Below are 16,071 nucleotides of genomic sequence, written 5' to 3' on the forward strand. Positions count from 1 at the left end.
CTTAGAAAAAGAAACGATTCATAAACCTGATATCATCAAAAGCTTCCATTTGGTCGACTGTAATGTTTTTACCAATTCGTGCCATTAAACAGTTTGCAGGATGGCTCGTAATTTCCGGGTCATCTGTCGCAAATACTTCTAATCCCCCATTCGACATCATTCGTTGCATTAACTTTTTATATTCAAATACGTCGAGTTTTGAGTTTTTTAGATCCCAATGCCAATAGTATTCGGTTGTAATGATAATATAATCTTCCATTTCAGGACTACGTGTACTTACTTTTAGCAACATACGCCCTAAACCTAACCCCCGATAAGCTAAACTAATTTCAATTGCGCCAAGTTCTAATAAATAGGGGAGTTGACCTTCAGACCATCTCTCCATTGGATCAGGATATAAATAAGTGACGTAACCGACGATATGATTTTCCTTTCTAATGATGTAAATGCGCCCTTCGTCTAATGTACTGATTTCCTGTATTGCTTCAAATTGTTCAATCGGAATCCGAAATGCATCGAGACCATCATCGAAAGTAAAAGTTTGTAACTGTGATTTTGAAACTGGACCTTCAATAATAAAAGTTTGTCCTTGAGCGGTATAACTTTCATACTCATAGGTTTTAATATGTTTCATGGGCACATCTCCTTTCTTACATATTGCACTATTTTTATTATATGATAACACTTACACAATTTCACCTTAAATTCTGAATAAGTACAATTTTTTGAAAACGATACTCCGATAATGTATAATGATGTTAGTTTGAAACCGATTACAATACAAGGGGGTACTTGTGATGAAAGTCGAAGTTTACAAAGGGGATCAAGGCAACTTCAATTTAACAGATTATCAAACTACATATGACCAGTTTGATTGGCAAGAAGTAGAGAAAGTGTTTTCTTGGTATGAAACTGGAAAAATAAATATGGCATATGAATGTATTGACCGTCATGTAAATGAAGGGAAAGCTGACAAAATTGCATTAAATTATAAAGATAATCGACGTAAAGAAAGCTACACATTTAAAGATTTACAAGAAAAATCGAATCAAGCTGCCAATGTATTAAAAGACAAAGCAAATGTTCAAAAAGGTGACCGCGTATTTATTTTTATGCCACGTACGCCAGAACTTTACTTTGCTTTTTTTGGAATTTTAAAGTTGGGTGGCATTGTAGGACCTTTATTTGAAGCATTTATGGAAAAGGCAGTGAAAGACCGCTTAGAAAATAGTGATGCTAAAGTGATTATTACGACGAATAGTTTATTATCACGTATTCCACAAGAGCAATTACCAAATTTAGAAACCATTGTTGTCGTTGATGATGATGTAGATGCGCAATATGTGGACTTTAATCAAGAAATGACCACTGCATCGACGTCTTTTGATATTGAATGGTTAGAGCGTGAAGATGGTCTGATTTTACACTACACTTCAGGTTCAACTGGCCAACCAAAAGGGGTATTGCATGTACAAGAAGCGATGTTACTACACTACATTTCTGGTAAATACGTCCTCGATTTCCAAGAAGATGACGTGTATTGGTGTACGGCAGATCCAGGTTGGGTAACAGGTACATCTTACGGTATCTTTTCCCCATGGTTACACGGTGTGACGAACTGTATCGCTGGGGGACGTTTTTCTCCAGAGAGCTGGTATTCTATGATAGAAGATTTCAAAGTGACAATTTGGTACACAGCACCGACTGCATTAAGAATGTTGATGAGTGCGGGTGATGACTTAGTTGAAAAATACGATTTGTCTACAGTAAGAAGTATTTTATCAGTAGGTGAACCACTCAATCCAGAAGTGATTAAGTGGGCGAAAAAAGTTTACGGCAAACGTGTATTGGATACGTGGTGGATGACTGAAACGGGTGGCCACATGATCGTCAACTACCTTGCAGAAGATATCAAGCTCGGTTCAATGGGGAAACCATTACCTGGTATTGAAGCAGCAATTATTGATAATGAAGGAAACGTGTTGCCACCGAATCGAATGGGGAATCTCGCAATTAAAAAAGGTTGGCCTTCAATGATGCGCGAAGTTTGGAAAAATCCTGAAAAGTATCAATCTTACTTTATTGGAGACTGGTACGTTTCAGGAGACTCCGCTTATCAAGATGAAGATGGCTATTTCTGGTTCCAAGGCCGTGTCGATGATGTTATTATGACAGCTGGTGAGCGTGTTGGACCATTTGAAGTAGAGTCGAAATTAGTTGAACATGCTGCAGTTGCAGAAGCAGGTGTTATCGGTAAGCCAGATCCGGTTCGCGGTGAGATTATTAAAGCTTTCGTTGCATTGCGTCAAGGTTATGAGCCTTCTGATGAATTGAAAGAAGATATTCGTAAGTTTGTTAAAGAAGGTTTAGCTGCACATGCTGCACCAAGAGAAATTGAATTTAAAGATAAGTTGCCGAAAACGCGTTCAGGTAAAATCATGCGTCGCGTATTAAAAGCGTGGGAGCTCGATTTACCAACAGGCGATTTAAGTACAATGGAAGATTAAGAGAAAATATTAAAAGGTTTGGGCTATATCATGTCCAGGCCTTTTTTGATGGATTTATATCCATGCATGATGAAACCATCGAAAAATGAGGATGAAGTGGAGGTGAAAATGGGATGCTATTGTTTGTCATCATTTCGGAACCTTGCCCTAAATGACTGTACTGGATGTAAGATTGCCTAGAAGGTTGACACTCTTGAAGGGCCAGCTCCTAAGAACACGAAGCTTTGAGGGCAATCATAAACACAATTCATAGCGAAAGGGCAAGTTAAACAAAATACTGCATCAATAGCATCAAAAATTTTTATGCATCATCTCTATTTCAGAAAATAGGCTTGTTTTTGTTCGACAATCACCCCATTGTTCGTTATGATAAATATTGAAACAGCTTGATATATTTTATTTGTATGCGTTTACATAACGTCATCATTTCTCAAATTGATTAAGGGGTTGAATTATGTGAGTCATTTAACAGATTTAGAAATTGCAAATCAATCAACATTAAAACCAATTAAGGAAATTGCTGAAAAAGCAGGTATTTCCGAAGATGCACTTGAACAATATGGCCACTACAAAGCCAAAATTGATATTTCCAAAATCCAAACAAAAAATGAAAAAGGGAAGGTTGTACTTGTGACGGCAATGAGTCCAACACCTGCTGGAGAAGGGAAATCGACAGTGACAGTTGGATTGGCAGATGCATTCCAACAAATCAATCAAAATGTGATGGTCGCATTACGTGAGCCAGCACTTGGACCGACATTCGGTATTAAAGGTGGGGCAACTGGCGGCGGCTATGCGCAAGTACTCCCAATGGAAGATATTAATTTGCATTTTAATGGTGATTTTCATGCAATTACGACAGCTAATAATGCACTCTCAGCTTTTATAGATAACCATATTCATCAAGGTAATGAACTTGGTATTGATCAACGTCGCATTGAGTGGAAACGTGTATTGGACATGAACGATCGCGCACTCCGTCAAGTGATTGTTGGTATTGGTGGTCCAACACAAGGCGTACCAAGAGAAGATGGTTTCAATATTACAGTTGCCTCAGAAATTATGGCGATTCTTTGCTTGAGTACTGGTATCAAAGACCTTAAAGAAAGTATTTCGAAAATTACGATAGGTTATACGCGTGAACGTCAACCTGTCACTGTTAAAGATTTAGGTGTAGAGGGCGCTTTAGCGATGATTTTAAAAGATGCGATTAAGCCGAATCTTGTACAAACCATTGAAGGCACACCTGCACTCATTCATGGTGGTCCATTTGCGAATATTGCACATGGTTGTAACTCAATTATCGCAACAGAGACAGCACGTGATTTAGCGGATATCGTAGTCACAGAAGCAGGTTTTGGTTCTGATTTAGGTGCTGAAAAATTCTTGAATATTAAATCACGTAAAGCGAACTTCGAACCTGATGCGGTCGTGATTGTCGCGACGATTCGTGCGCTTAAAATGCATGGTGGTGTAGCGAAAGACAATTTAAAAGAAGAAAATGTTGTCGCACTTAAAGCCGGTATTAAAAACTTAGAACGTCATGTCCAAAATATTCGCAAATTTGGTGTTGAACCTGTCGTGGCTTTAAATGCTTTCATTCACGATACAGACGCAGAATTTGAATTTGTGCAACAATGGGCGAAAGAAAATGATGTTCGCTTATCATTAACAGAAGTTTGGGAAAAAGGTGGTAAAGGTGGTACGGATTTAGCAGAAAAAGTACTTGAAGTCATTCATTCACCAAAACAATTCAAACGATTATACGAATTAGAAATGCCACTTGAAGAGAAAATTGAAAAAATCGTTAAAGACATTTATGGCGGTTCAAAAGTGACATTTACGTCAAAAGCGCAAAAGCAATTAGCACAGTTTAAAGCAAACGGTTGGGATCATTACCCAGTGTGTATGGCAAAAACACAATATTCATTCACAGATGATCAAACACAGCTAGGTGCACCATCTGACTTCGAAATTACGATTCGTGAACTTGAAGCCAAAACAGGTGCAGGCTTTATCGTTGCGTTAACTGGCGCGATTATGACAATGCCAGGTTTACCGAAAAAACCAGCTGCCTTAAAAATGGACGTGACTGAAGACGGCCATGCGATTGGTTTGTTCTAACTCAGTTCCATTTATGATTCATGAACAGCATGAAGAAACATAGGGCTAGGAAAACTTAATTCCCTAGCCCTTTTTCACGTGCCGTCTTAATTCCGGAACGTAAATTCATTATCGTAAGTGTAAAATCCAGTGGTGATAGTGATTCAGAAAGTGGTTTTCCTATCGATTAATCGTACAAATGGTCATAAATATCATAGTCGAGTGCTTTTGTATATGCATCTCTTGAAATCATCTGTTCAACTAACATACGCTTCAATACGTAATGTTGACGGTGAACTGAGAAGGATACGTCTTCTTCATCTTTAAGCGTCCCATCATGATTGAATGGTGTATATGCATAAGGACTTTGTAATAATCCGACGAGGTAAGCGGCCTCAGCTAAGTTTAATGTTTTAGGTGGTTTTCCGAATAACCCATATGATGCTGAAGTGATACCAGTCACATTTTGTCCATTTGTATCCAGTCCAAACGGCACAAGATTTAAATACGTATAAATGATTTCGTCTTTCGATAAAATGTGTTCAATTCTTAGTGCATACATAATTTCTTTCGCTTTACGGTCATAAGTGCGTTCTTTCGTAAGAATTTGATTTTTGACGAGTTGCTGTGTAATCGTACTGCCGCCTGTCGGAAATTGGGTGTCAAAAATATCTTGGAACATCGCTCTTAGAATGGCTTTAGGTAATACGCCATTATGTACATAAAAATCAGCGTCTTCTGAAGCGACTAATGCTTTTGTAACAAAGGGCGACACTTCTGCAGGACCAGCGATTAAACTTGGTTCTTGTTCGTTATAGAGTGCAATAAAATCTGTATTTTCAGGTTGTTCGACGTTCAGTTCTGGAAGACGAGTGACTTGTTGGATTAAATCATGATCATTGAGTGATTTTGAATCTGAGACAATACTCGCAAAATAGCCGAGTAATAATCCGCATACAAAAATAAACCCAATGAGCAGAAAAAGAACAAACGAAATGATGAATTGCTTAATTCTACGCATGTAAAAGTCAAAGCGCTTGAACGACATATGAGTAGTGAATTCATGTTGTTCTTTTGTTTTCATTAGTCACAAACCTCCATTAATTTTTATCAACAGTATAGCATATTTACAAAATTGCGTCGTTATACATTGTAATTTTATGATTGACTTTAAATTTATATATCTTTATAATGAATAACAATCACATTAAGCATTGAAATCGAGGACAAGTAGTAAATTGAGTGATTTTAAGAGAGTCAGTGGTCGCTGTGAACTGATAATGGCTTGTTTATGAATACACCTCAACAATAGATTTCAACGTTGGCAATGAACGTATCATTGTAAGAGTCCCAAGTATGGTGGTACCGTGCAATTTGCGCCCTTACGTTTATGTAAGTGGTGTTTTTTTATTTTTAAGGAGGTTATTTTATGGCAAATGCATTGTTAGAGGAATTAAGTTGGAGAGGTCTTATTTATCAACAAACCGATGAAGAGGGTATTGAATCACTTTTAAATAAAGAAGAAGTAAAAATTTATTGTGGTGCTGACCCAACGGCTGATAGTTTACATATCGGACATTTATTACCTTATTTAACATTGCGTCGCTTTCAAGAAGCAGGTCATCGTCCAATCGTTTTAGTTGGTGGTGGGACTGGTATGATTGGTGACCCATCAGGCAAATCTGAAGAACGTGTGCTCCAAACTAAAGAACAAGTCGAAAAAAACGTTCGCGGTATTCAAAAGCAAATGGAGCAATTGTTTGATTTTAATGTCGAAAATGGACCGATTTTAGTCAATAACTACGATTGGTTAAGTCAAATTTCTTTAATTGAGTTTTTACGCGATTACGGTAAACATGTAGGTGTGAATTACATGTTAGGTAAAGATTCAATCCAAACACGTCTTGAAACGGGGATTTCATACACTGAATTTACTTACACGATTTTACAAGCAATCGATTTTGGCCATTTGAATCGTGTACATGATTGTAAAATTCAAATTGGTGGTTCTGATCAATGGGGGAATATTACGAGTGGTATCGAATTGATGCGTCGTATGTACGGTGTGACGGATGCTTACGGCTTCACAATTCCACTTGTAACAAAAGCGGATGGTAAAAAATTCGGTAAATCTGAATCAGGTACAGTTTGGTTAGATGCTGACAAAACAAGCCCATATGAATTCTACCAATTTTGGATTAATACAAGCGATGATGACGTGATTAAGTTCTTAAAATACTTTACGTTCTTATCTAAAGAAGAAATTGATACATTAGCGAAATCTGTTGAAGAAGAGCCACATTTAAGAAAAGCACAGACAACACTTGCTGAAAATGTGACACGCTTCATTCATGGAGAAGATGCATTAGTAGAAGCACAACGTATTTCACAAGCGTTATTTAAAGGTGACTTGAAATCATTATCTGCTGAAGAAATTAAAGCAGGCTTCAAAGATGTACCACAAGTGACGTTATCAAAAGAGACGACAAATTTAGTGGAAGCATTAGTGGAAACAAAAATTTCTCCATCAAAACGTCAAGCGCGTGAAGATGTGACAAACGGCGCCATTTATATTAATGGGGAACGTCAACAAGATTTAGATTATACACTTTCAAATAGCGACCGTTATGATGATACATTTACCATCATCCGTCGAGGTAAGAAAAAATATTTCATGGTTAATTACAAATAATCATTTAAAAAAGAGATTAGGCAATGTTCGGTTGCTTAATCTCTTTTCTTTAAACTTATGAAGATGCGTTTGATTCGGTTAACGTCACGTCAACTTCTTTTGTTTTGCCATCGCGATTAATTTTAAGTTTAATATGGTCGCCTGGCTTTTTATCTTTGTAGAGGTAAGATCTTAAATCTGTATCACTGTCTACTTTATGTCCATCAATTGCCACGATAATGTCGCCTTTTTCAACATCGATGCCGCGTCGTTGTACTTGAGCGACATAAACGCCTGAATCAACACCACTATTTGTTTTGTATTGTTCTGGAATATCCGCAACATTAATCATACCAATACCAATAGAAGGGCGTTTGACTTCACCATGTTTAACGAGTTCACCAATGACTAATTTCACTTCATTACTTGGAATCGCAAAACCAATGCCTTCTACTTGTGGTGCAGCAATTTTCATTGAGTTAATTCCTACAAGATTACCGTCAATATCCACTAGAGCACCGCCTGAGTTACCAGGGTTAATCGCTGCATCTGTTTGGAGCACTGTGACTTTGTTGGAACCTGCAGAAGTGTCAGCTTCAATCGTACGTTCACTTGCTGAAATGATACCAGAAGTCACTGTATTTGCAAATTCTAAACCGAGTGGGTTACCCATCGCAAAAACACTGTCGCCTGTTTTCACTTTTGATGAGTCACCAAAAGTAATGGCTTTAATATCGTTTCTATCTTTAATTTTAAGCACAGCAATATCTGTTAATGGGTCGGTGCCGACAAGTTTGGCATCGACTTGTTTAGAATTGTGTAATTGTACTTTAATTGAAGAAGCACCTTCGATGACATGATTGTTTGTTACGATAAATGCATCCCCGTTATTTTTTTGGTAAACCACACCTGAACCGATACCTGTTGGTTCAGCTTTTGCAGATTTACCTTGTAATAAATCACCTAAATTTTGGGCACGTTGTTCATTGATAACACCCACAATGGCCGGTGCTTGATCTTTAATCATTTCGTTCACCGACTTGTATTTACTACTTTTACCATCAAGCGAGTTACCGCCTTTTTGATTGTTTGCTACATTAACTTCAGAACCATTGTGATTGCCCCAAGGTAATACGTTTGATAATCCTCCCGTAACCCCAACTACAATGAGCGCACCTAAAATACCAGCGATTAATGAAACGAGAATCACTTTTAGCCATGGGAATGGTGCTTTCCTTGGAGGGGGTGGTGTACGATAAGTTGTATGATGTTGACCACCATCTACATGCTGATTCTGTTGTATTTCTTGTTGTTCTTTTGGTTGTTGTTCATTATCGTTTTCTCGCATAAAATTCCTCCTTTATCATTATTATGATAGGTTTTTAAAATTTTTACCAGTGTGATACTATCCAACTTTAGACGGATTTTATTGAATGCTTGTTGAAAAAGAGTGGAGATGATAGAATTTAAAGGATTAATCTAATGTAAAAGCAGGTGTGAAGATGTTATATCATATTATCGGATCCATTATTGAATTAATTGTAGTAAAATTATTGAAAAATTTAGAGGTGATTGGAATTGGCCATCAACCTAAGTCAAATCGTTATGTTGTGACGTGTAATCATGAAAGTTACAACGAAATATTATTGTTAGGTGTATCATTATTACCGAACCAAATTCACTACATGGCAAAGCAAGAACTGTTTAAAAACAAATGGTTTGGTGGATTATTAACACGTTTGAATGCATTTCCAGTGAATCGTGAAAATCCAGGGCCAAGCACATTGAAGACACCCGTAAAATTATTAAAAGACAATAAAATCGTGGGTATTTTTCCACAAGGTCATCGTACGACAGAAGAAGCGCCTTTAAAACGTGGTGCTGCGACGATTGCGATTTTGGCAAAACAACCGATTTTACCAGCGGCATATGTGGGTCCAACGAAATTAATGGGTTTATTAACTGGTAAAGCTTACATTAAATTTGGTGAACCGATTGATACGGCGAACCTTCCAAAAGATTTAAATCGTCAAGAAAAAGTGGATTATGTGACGCAGCAGATTAGTGAACGTACGAAGCAGTTGCAAAAAGAATTGAATGCTTATGTAAGAAGTAAATAAGGTGAGAAAGCGATATGAGTTGTGATGACTTGTATTGCTTTTTTATTTCCTAATATAAGATTAATGGTTGCTTAATCGTGTTACATTTTCCATGGCGCTTGTCTTAATTCGACGACGGGATATATTTAAATATTTTATTATTTTATTTGCGGTAGTGTGTAAAATCGTGTTTAGGCATCTTAAGTAATCCATGTTATAATGATTTTATCTGAATTTTCTGCAATGGAGGGTCTAGGTATGACGAAAGCGATACTTTTTGATGTAGACGGCGTGTTTTTGGATGAATCACGTTGTTTTGATGTTTCAGCTTTAACAGTCTATGAGCTACTATACAGTTCAGACTATTTGGGGTTAAAGTCACATTTGAATTTAGCGCAGTTGACGGACGAACAAATTTCTGACATTCGTGCGACATTATTTAACAATGACGTGACTTTAAATCGTTTGAAATCAATGGGGATTAATTCAAATTGGGATATGTTATTTGTAGTATTTTCAGTGCATTTTATTGAATGTTTAAAGCAGTTAAGTCACGATGAACGCTTAAATTATTTAAATGTTTCACAGTTTGATGAGGAAACTTTACGTAAAGTGGGTCAACAAGTTTCGAATATGTATATCCAACATGAGCAACCGCTCAAGTTCATTGAAAATGCGACAGAAGGACGTTCACAAATTTATCAGTCACTACAAGATTATGCGATGACGGAACTTGAAGTGGGAGAGGTAAAACTTTTTGATATGGGTAGCCCGTTATGGCAGTTATCACAAGAAATTTATCAAGAATGGTATTTAGGGACAACACTCTATGAAGAGGTCGAAAAGAAAAAAGCGAAGACAGATTATAAGCGTGGATACATCTATCATGAAATAGCATTGGCACCTATTGATGAAATAAAGCAGTTGCTAGATGATTTAAAATCGGCTGGTTACCAACTTGCAATTGCGACCGGGCGACCACGAACAGAAACGATTGTTCCATTTGAAACGCTCGATTTATTATCACATTTTGACGATGCACATATCGTTTCCGCGAGTGAAGTATTAGAGGTCGAATCACGTTATCCAGAGTTAAAGCCATTAGGAAAACCGAATCCATTTAGTTACATTGCAGCATTCAATGGCAACCAAAAACAAGACTATTATGTATACGCTACAAATCAAGAAAACCGAATGGATCAAGAAAAAGTGACAATTGTAGGAGACTCACTTGCTGATTTATTCAGTGCACAAACAGTCAATGCGCAATTTATCGGAACATTGACTGGTTTAAAAGGGAAGTCAGCTGAAAAAGAATTACGAGACCACGGTGCAGAAATACTCGTTGATAATGTACTAGATATACGAGAAATCTTATTATAAAAATAAGGAAACGAGGCTGGGATAAGTTTAATGTCCCAGCCTCTGCTTATCTTTATGCATCTAATGTGACTTGTAACACACTTTGGAAACCGTCTATTTCTAACAAGGCTTCACGCACTGTTTCATTAATAGGATGGTCGATAGATAAGATCATCATCGCATCGCCGCCAATTTGTGAACGTCCTAAATGCATTGAAGCAATATTAACACCGTGTTCACCTAAAATCTGACCTGTTTTACCGACGATGCCTGGACGGTCAAAGTGATGAATGACCAGTTGATAATGTTCAGGCTTAAAGTCTACAGGATAATCATTAATACGCACAATACGTGGACCGAAGCCATTTAATACAGTTGCTCCAATTTTCACGACATCGCCTTTATTGATCAGTTCCAATTCAATATAGTTACTGAATCCTTTTTTCTTTTTTGTTTTTTCAATCGTATACGTTACGTTTTGTTCATTTAACAATACAAGCGCATTGATGAGGTTCACGTGATCCCCCATATCTTGTTCGAGCACACCTTTAACGAGCGTTCGTGTAATTAAACTCGTATCATCTAATGCAATGTCACCCGCATATGTAATTTTAAGCGTACGTGGTGCTTTAGGTAGGAGTTGTATACCGACTTTACCAGTTGTTTTAGCTAAATCAACAAAAGGTTTTAATTCTTCATCTTCATTGAATACACCACTTGGCGCATTGACCGCATTGGCGACATTTTCATGTTTGATAATGTCAATAATTTCTTGTGCAACAGATACTGCAACTTTTTCTTGTGCTTCAAGCGTCGATGCGCCTAAGTGCGGCGTAACAATAATTTTTGGATGTTTCATTACTGGTGAATTGATCGCGGGCTCATTTTCAAATACATCTAATGCAGCACCAGCTATTTTATTTTGATCCAAAGCGTCGATTAAGGCGGTTTCGTCAATAATGCCACCACGTGCAACGTTAATAATTTGCAAGGTTGGTTTCGCTTGATTGAAAAAGTCTGCGTTCACGATGCCTTTCGTTTTTTCAGTAAGCGGTGTATGGACAGTCACGAAATCTGCTTGTTGTGCAATTTCATCCACAGTCGCTCTTGTAAATTCTAACTCTTTCGCTTTTTCTTCGCTTAAATAAGGGTCATAAGCTAAAACACGCATCCCAAAGCTTTGTAAACGTTTCGCAACGCCCGTACCAATACGCCCTGTACCAATAACACCAAGCGTTTTTTGATATAATTCAGTCCCTCTAAATGTTTTACGATCCCATTCCCCGTTACTGAGTGAAGCGTGGGCTTGTGGAATATTTCGTGCCATACTTAAAATCATTGCGACAGAATGCTCTGTGGCAGAAATGGTATTCCCATCAGGTGCATTGATGACGATGATACCTTCTTTGGTTGCTGTTTCAGTATCAATGTTATCGACACCGACACCCGCACGTGCAACGACTTTTAACTTTTGGCCGGCTTTTAAAATATCAGCCGTCACTGTCGTTTGACTGCGAACGATTAATGCATCATAGTCCTGAATGGCTTCGATTAACGCTGCTTCAGATAATCCTGTTTGATGGACGACTTCAAAATCAGCATCGTCGTTGAGGCTTTTTAAACCTTCCACTGAAATGGGATCCGCGACTAAAACTTTATAACTCATGATGAACAACCTCCAAAAATGCTTTTGTGCCAGTACCGATATAACTTTGTTGACGATACTGAGTAAGAATGACTTCGAGTGCTGCGACAAATGGTAATAAGTCAAAAGGCGAGATAAATCCCATGTGACCGACACGTAAAATGTGTCCTTTCAATTTGCCTTGTCCCCCAGCAATCGTAATATTAAATTGAGACTTCAATGTATTTTTAATATGTTTTAATTCAGCTTCATCTTTCGGTATAAATGCTGTCACAGTAGGGGAAGCGTATGTATCATCAACGAGTAAATCTAAATCTAATCGTTGTAATGCCGTACGTACAGCATCCCTAATCAGATAGTGACGTTGGATGACATGTTCGAACCCTTCTTCTTCAACCATATGGCCATATTCAACGACACCTCTAAAAGTGGATACGTTAGGTGTATATGGCGTTGAATGTGCCTCTAATGAAGCGTGATGTTTTGCTAAATCTAAATAAAATCGCGGTGTGCGCACTGATTTGAAACGTGTCAATGCGCGATTGTTGTAAGCGACAAATGCAATACCAGGAGGGAGCATCAGCGCTTTTTGACTGCCTGATACGAGCACATCGATGTCATCACGTTCAAGGTTCACATCTACAGCACCGATACAACTCACACCATCAACGACAAAATAAATTTGATCATCCCATTTTTTAAGAGCATGACCAAGTTCAGCAACTGGGTGAAGGACCGCGGTTGATGTTTCGCAATATTGACTAAATACTGCAGTAATCGGTGTGTTGAGGCTTTCAATGAATGTCATGACTTCATTCACATCAAAAGCTTGACCCCATGCGACTTGAAACACATGCACATTCTCATAATAGGTTTCAGCAATTTGTTTGAAACGATTGCCAAATGCGCCTGATACAATGACGACAATATGGTCTTCAGGGTTCACAATATTCACCATACTTGCTTCTAATGCACTTGTACCGCTTGATGTTAAGATGATGACATTATGTTGACTGCCGAAAATGGGTTTTAATGTACGAAATGCTGTTTCAGCAATTTGTTCAAAGTCAGCTGAACGATGCCCCACCATGGGTAAATTCATTGCCGATTGGATATGCTGAGGGATAGGGGTAGGACCAGGTGTTAATAGTAAAGAATGATGGGTATACATAGAGAACCTCCTTCAGTAATATTTTTACATTTTACCAAATTTTCAGAAATATTAATAGGTGGAAGATGTGAAAATTCTGTAAATAATGATTGGATTTTAAGAAATAAGCAACTTAAAACACCATACCGAGCAAAAACGACTTCACTCGGAATGGTTTGGAATTAATCTTCAGTGGCTACAATAATGGTAGGATGAAGTTCGATTGTCACATTACCTCTCAAACTGTTAGAAACCATGCAATTTCGGTCAGCAATCTCAAGCAGTTGGGTTAATCGTTTTTCTAATTTTGCTTTTGATGTGGCATCCTTAACATGAATTTCAGGTTGATGAATGATGCGATTCATTTTAAAACGTTGTTGATCCAATTGTGCTTCACCATAACTGTTCATTGTTATTTGTACAGGTGTTAAATGAGCGCGCTCTAAAGTTGCCGCTAAAGCAATAGTGATACAACTCGCTGCGGCACTCACGAGCAGTTCATCTGGATTGGTACCCGTTCCAACACCGCCTAGAGAAGCCGGAATCGATACCGCATGTTGAATGACATCGCCTTGCACTTGCCCGACTTCATTGCGACCTCCATGCCAGGTAACTTGTACTGGAAATTGGTGTTCAATCAAAATACTTCACTCCTTCATCATATATGTTAAGTTAAGTGTAGTAGAAACAAGATAGAATTGAAAGGGAGACTCTTATGACCAAATTGACCAAACCGTCGAAAAATTTTCAAATTATTGCCCATCGAGGTTTTTCAAAAATATATCCTGAAAATACACGTACTGCTTATCGTGCTGCGTTAGGAAGACATATTGATATGCTAGAAATAGATTTACATATGACAAAAGATCAAGTGCTCGTCTCCATTCATGACGATACGATAGATCGCACGTCCAATCATTCTGGTGCCATTCGCGATTTTACTCTAGATGAATTACGTACATTTGATTTTGGGAGTTGGAAAGAAGGTTGTCAGCCCGAAGCAATCATGACATTTGATGAGGTGCTGACGTTAGCGAAAAATTATTCGAAAACACTACTCATCGAAATTAAAAAGCCTAAGCAATATCCTGGAATAGAAGAAGCGGTCATTGCGACGATTAAGCAACATGACTTTCCTTTTAATCGGATTATTTTACAATCATTCGATCAACAAAGTGTCCAAAAGCTGTATCAAATGGCTCCATATATACGACTAGGTGTTTTGCTGAGTCTACGTCAATATCGCTTTAAACAACCACCATTCGAGCAAATTGCAACGTACGCGGATTATGCGAATCCTAACTTCAAATTGATAAATAAAAAATGGATGAAGCGGGCGCGTGAACACAGACTAAAAGTGATGCCGTATACAGTGAACGATGTGAAAGATGCCAAACGACTCATCGACTTAGGTGTAGATGGTCTCATTTCAGATGCGCCGAATCAGTTGTTTAAATTGTAATATAAAAAGGGCGACACATCCCGTAATAAGGAGAAGTGTTGCCCTTGAATTGTTATTGTTGGATTAAGCGTTCATATGCACCTAATGCGACTGCAAGATCGAAATATGCTGCACCGACACATTTGAACACGGTAATACTGTCATCGTCTGTGCGTTGAAGTTTACCATTGAGTGACAATGCTTTTAAATCACCATCAACGTCTTCAAATTTAAAAATACCTTTCTCGTTCGCTTCAATGATTTCTCCAGCTTCTTCTTTGACGCCTTCAATATCATCAAAATACACTTTATCAGCTTTCGGTAAAATACGATTGTCGATTTCTTTCATATCAGGTCTGTATGAACCGATACCATTAATATGTGTACCAGGTTGAATTGTGTCCGCATCAAATACGGGTTCAGACGATTGTGTTTGACAGTTGATAATGTCTGCTTGTTCGACAAGCTTATTAACATCATCCACTACTTCAACAGTGAGATTTGGAAACGCCTCAGTAATACGCGTTTTAAAATCTTCTGCTTTAGCTGTTGTACGGTTATAGAGAATGACATGATCAATGTGACGTACTTCAATATTTGCAAGGAGTTGTTCATACGCCATCCCCCCTGTACCAATCATACCTAAAGTCGTAGCATTCTCACGACTCAAATATTTTGTCGCAATCCCACTAAGCGCGCCTGTACGTAGACGTGTTAAATAACTACCATCCATACTTGCGACATGTTCACCAGTTTCAAGGTCAGTCACAATAATATTACCTTGTGTTGTTGGACGGCCATTTTGCGGATTATCTGGCGTAATCGAAGTAATTTTGACAATCCCCAGTTGTCGACCTGTATGTACACAAGGCATATAGAGCATCGATTTTGCGCCTTCACCCGTTGGAATCACTGTTCGTTGAGCGAGACTAATGCCATCCATATCTGTAAATAATTGTTCAATGTCATTGATCGCATCAGACATTTTATAAGTATTTTTCACTGTTTCTTCATTAAAAACTTTCATAAATCGTGCATGCCTCCTTTGTTAAGTTAATTAACAGTATAGTGGAAATAGGACATGATGTAAAAA

Annotated in this window: 13 protein-coding genes; 6 read left to right on the top strand and 7 right to left on the bottom strand. The window is 38.0% G+C overall.

The window, feature by feature from the left end; genetic code table 11:
• Nucleotide 1 precedes the first annotated feature (1 nt).
• Nucleotides 2-634 (bottom strand): GNAT family N-acetyltransferase, encoded by a 633-nt coding sequence (locus CCE82_RS00725; protein ID WP_086427527.1) that lies wholly within the window; start codon nucleotides 632-634, stop codon nucleotides 2-4.
• 163 nt (nucleotides 635-797) lie between these two features.
• Here CCE82_RS00725 and acsA point away from each other — a divergent pair, with 163 nt between their 5' ends.
• Complete coding sequence (acsA, locus tag CCE82_RS00730) at nucleotides 798-2,507, top strand: acetate--CoA ligase (RefSeq protein WP_086427528.1); 1,710 nt, start codon at nucleotides 798-800, stop codon at nucleotides 2,505-2,507.
• A 456-nt stretch (nucleotides 2,508-2,963) separates the two neighbouring features.
• Nucleotides 2,964-4,631: a formate--tetrahydrofolate ligase gene (locus CCE82_RS00735; RefSeq protein WP_086427529.1), complete on the top strand. Its 1,668-nt coding sequence runs from the start codon at nucleotides 2,964-2,966 to the stop codon at nucleotides 4,629-4,631.
• Nucleotides 4,632-4,797: 166 nt separating this feature from the next.
• On the opposite strand, the gene CCE82_RS00740 is transcribed toward CCE82_RS00735, so the two are convergent.
• Nucleotides 4,798-5,694, bottom strand: coding sequence for a biosynthetic peptidoglycan transglycosylase (locus tag CCE82_RS00740; RefSeq protein ID WP_086427530.1), 897 nt, complete (start codon nucleotides 5,692-5,694; stop codon nucleotides 4,798-4,800).
• A 345-nt stretch (nucleotides 5,695-6,039) separates the two neighbouring features.
• On the opposite strand from CCE82_RS00740, the gene tyrS reads away from it, so the two are divergent.
• On the top strand, nucleotides 6,040-7,302 hold the full coding sequence (gene tyrS, locus CCE82_RS00745; RefSeq protein ID WP_086427531.1) for a tyrosine--tRNA ligase: 1,263 nt from the start codon (nucleotides 6,040-6,042) through the stop codon (nucleotides 7,300-7,302).
• A gap of 55 nt (nucleotides 7,303-7,357) precedes the next feature.
• Here tyrS and CCE82_RS00750 read toward each other — a convergent pair whose 3' ends face one another.
• Nucleotides 7,358-8,629 carry a S1C family serine protease gene (locus tag CCE82_RS00750; RefSeq protein ID WP_086427532.1) on the bottom strand — a complete coding sequence of 424 codons (1,272 nt, stop codon included), beginning with the start codon at nucleotides 8,627-8,629 and terminating at the stop codon, nucleotides 7,358-7,360.
• A gap of 154 nt (nucleotides 8,630-8,783) precedes the next feature.
• Between CCE82_RS00750 and CCE82_RS00755 the strand changes: the two genes are divergently transcribed.
• Nucleotides 8,784-9,401: a lysophospholipid acyltransferase family protein gene (locus CCE82_RS00755; RefSeq protein WP_086427533.1), complete on the top strand. Its 618-nt coding sequence runs from the start codon at nucleotides 8,784-8,786 to the stop codon at nucleotides 9,399-9,401.
• A gap of 237 nt (nucleotides 9,402-9,638) precedes the next feature.
• Nucleotides 9,639-10,763, top strand: a complete 1,125-nt coding sequence (locus tag CCE82_RS00760) for an HAD family hydrolase (RefSeq protein WP_086427534.1) — start codon at nucleotides 9,639-9,641, stop codon at nucleotides 10,761-10,763.
• 52 nt (nucleotides 10,764-10,815) lie between these two features.
• Here the strand turns inward: CCE82_RS00760 and serA are convergent, their stop codons facing one another.
• The 3 genes from serA to CCE82_RS00780 form a co-directional block, all read right to left on the bottom strand.
• The gene (serA, locus tag CCE82_RS00765) at nucleotides 10,816-12,408 is read right to left on the bottom strand and encodes a phosphoglycerate dehydrogenase (RefSeq protein ID WP_086427535.1); all 1,593 of its coding nucleotides are present in this window, start codon (nucleotides 12,406-12,408) and stop codon (nucleotides 10,816-10,818) included.
• A complete protein-coding gene (locus tag CCE82_RS00770) occupies nucleotides 12,398-13,558 on the bottom strand; it encodes a pyridoxal-phosphate-dependent aminotransferase family protein (protein ID WP_086427536.1) in 1,161 nt (386 codons plus the stop codon). Before CCE82_RS00770 ends, serA begins: the two co-directional genes overlap by 11 nt.
• A gap of 161 nt (nucleotides 13,559-13,719) precedes the next feature.
• Nucleotides 13,720-14,178 carry an SACOL1771 family peroxiredoxin gene (locus CCE82_RS00780; RefSeq protein ID WP_086427538.1) on the bottom strand — a complete coding sequence of 153 codons (459 nt, stop codon included), beginning with the start codon at nucleotides 14,176-14,178 and terminating at the stop codon, nucleotides 13,720-13,722.
• Nucleotides 14,179-14,252: 74 nt separating this feature from the next.
• Here CCE82_RS00780 and CCE82_RS00785 point away from each other — a divergent pair, with 74 nt between their 5' ends.
• Nucleotides 14,253-14,999, top strand: coding sequence for a glycerophosphodiester phosphodiesterase (locus CCE82_RS00785; RefSeq protein ID WP_086427539.1), 747 nt, complete (start codon nucleotides 14,253-14,255; stop codon nucleotides 14,997-14,999).
• 52 nt (nucleotides 15,000-15,051) lie between these two features.
• Here the strand turns inward: CCE82_RS00785 and CCE82_RS00790 are convergent, their stop codons facing one another.
• Nucleotides 15,052-16,005 carry an ornithine cyclodeaminase family protein gene (locus tag CCE82_RS00790; protein ID WP_086427540.1) on the bottom strand — a complete coding sequence of 318 codons (954 nt, stop codon included), beginning with the start codon at nucleotides 16,003-16,005 and terminating at the stop codon, nucleotides 15,052-15,054.
• Between the last annotated feature and the right edge of the window lie 66 nt (nucleotides 16,006-16,071).

Origin of the sequence: Staphylococcus cornubiensis, assembly GCF_900183575.1 — a bacterium.
GTDB lineage: Bacteria > Bacillota > Bacilli > Staphylococcales > Staphylococcaceae > Staphylococcus > Staphylococcus cornubiensis.

Bases quoted from the DNA above. Each gene is read 5' to 3' on its own strand.
- CCE82_RS00725 (WP_086427527.1), bottom strand. From the start codon at position 634: ATGAAACATATTAAAACCTATGAGTATGAAAGTTATACCGCTCAAGGA.
- acsA (WP_086427528.1), top strand. From the start codon at position 798: ATGAAAGTCGAAGTTTACAAAGGGGATCAAGGCAACTTCAATTTAACA.
- CCE82_RS00740 (WP_086427530.1), bottom strand. From the start codon at position 5,694: ATGAAAACAAAAGAACAACATGAATTCACTACTCATATGTCGTTCAAG.
- tyrS (WP_086427531.1), top strand. From the start codon at position 6,040: ATGGCAAATGCATTGTTAGAGGAATTAAGTTGGAGAGGTCTTATTTAT.
- CCE82_RS00750 (WP_086427532.1), bottom strand. From the start codon at position 8,629: ATGCGAGAAAACGATAATGAACAACAACCAAAAGAACAACAAGAAATA.
- CCE82_RS00755 (WP_086427533.1), top strand. From the start codon at position 8,784: ATGTTATATCATATTATCGGATCCATTATTGAATTAATTGTAGTAAAA.
- CCE82_RS00760 (WP_086427534.1), top strand. From the start codon at position 9,639: ATGACGAAAGCGATACTTTTTGATGTAGACGGCGTGTTTTTGGATGAA.
- serA (WP_086427535.1), bottom strand. From the start codon at position 12,408: ATGAGTTATAAAGTTTTAGTCGCGGATCCCATTTCAGTGGAAGGTTTA.
- CCE82_RS00770 (WP_086427536.1), bottom strand. From the start codon at position 13,558: ATGTATACCCATCATTCTTTACTATTAACACCTGGTCCTACCCCTATC.
- CCE82_RS00785 (WP_086427539.1), top strand. From the start codon at position 14,253: ATGACCAAATTGACCAAACCGTCGAAAAATTTTCAAATTATTGCCCAT.
- CCE82_RS00790 (WP_086427540.1), bottom strand. From the start codon at position 16,005: ATGAAAGTTTTTAATGAAGAAACAGTGAAAAATACTTATAAAATGTCT.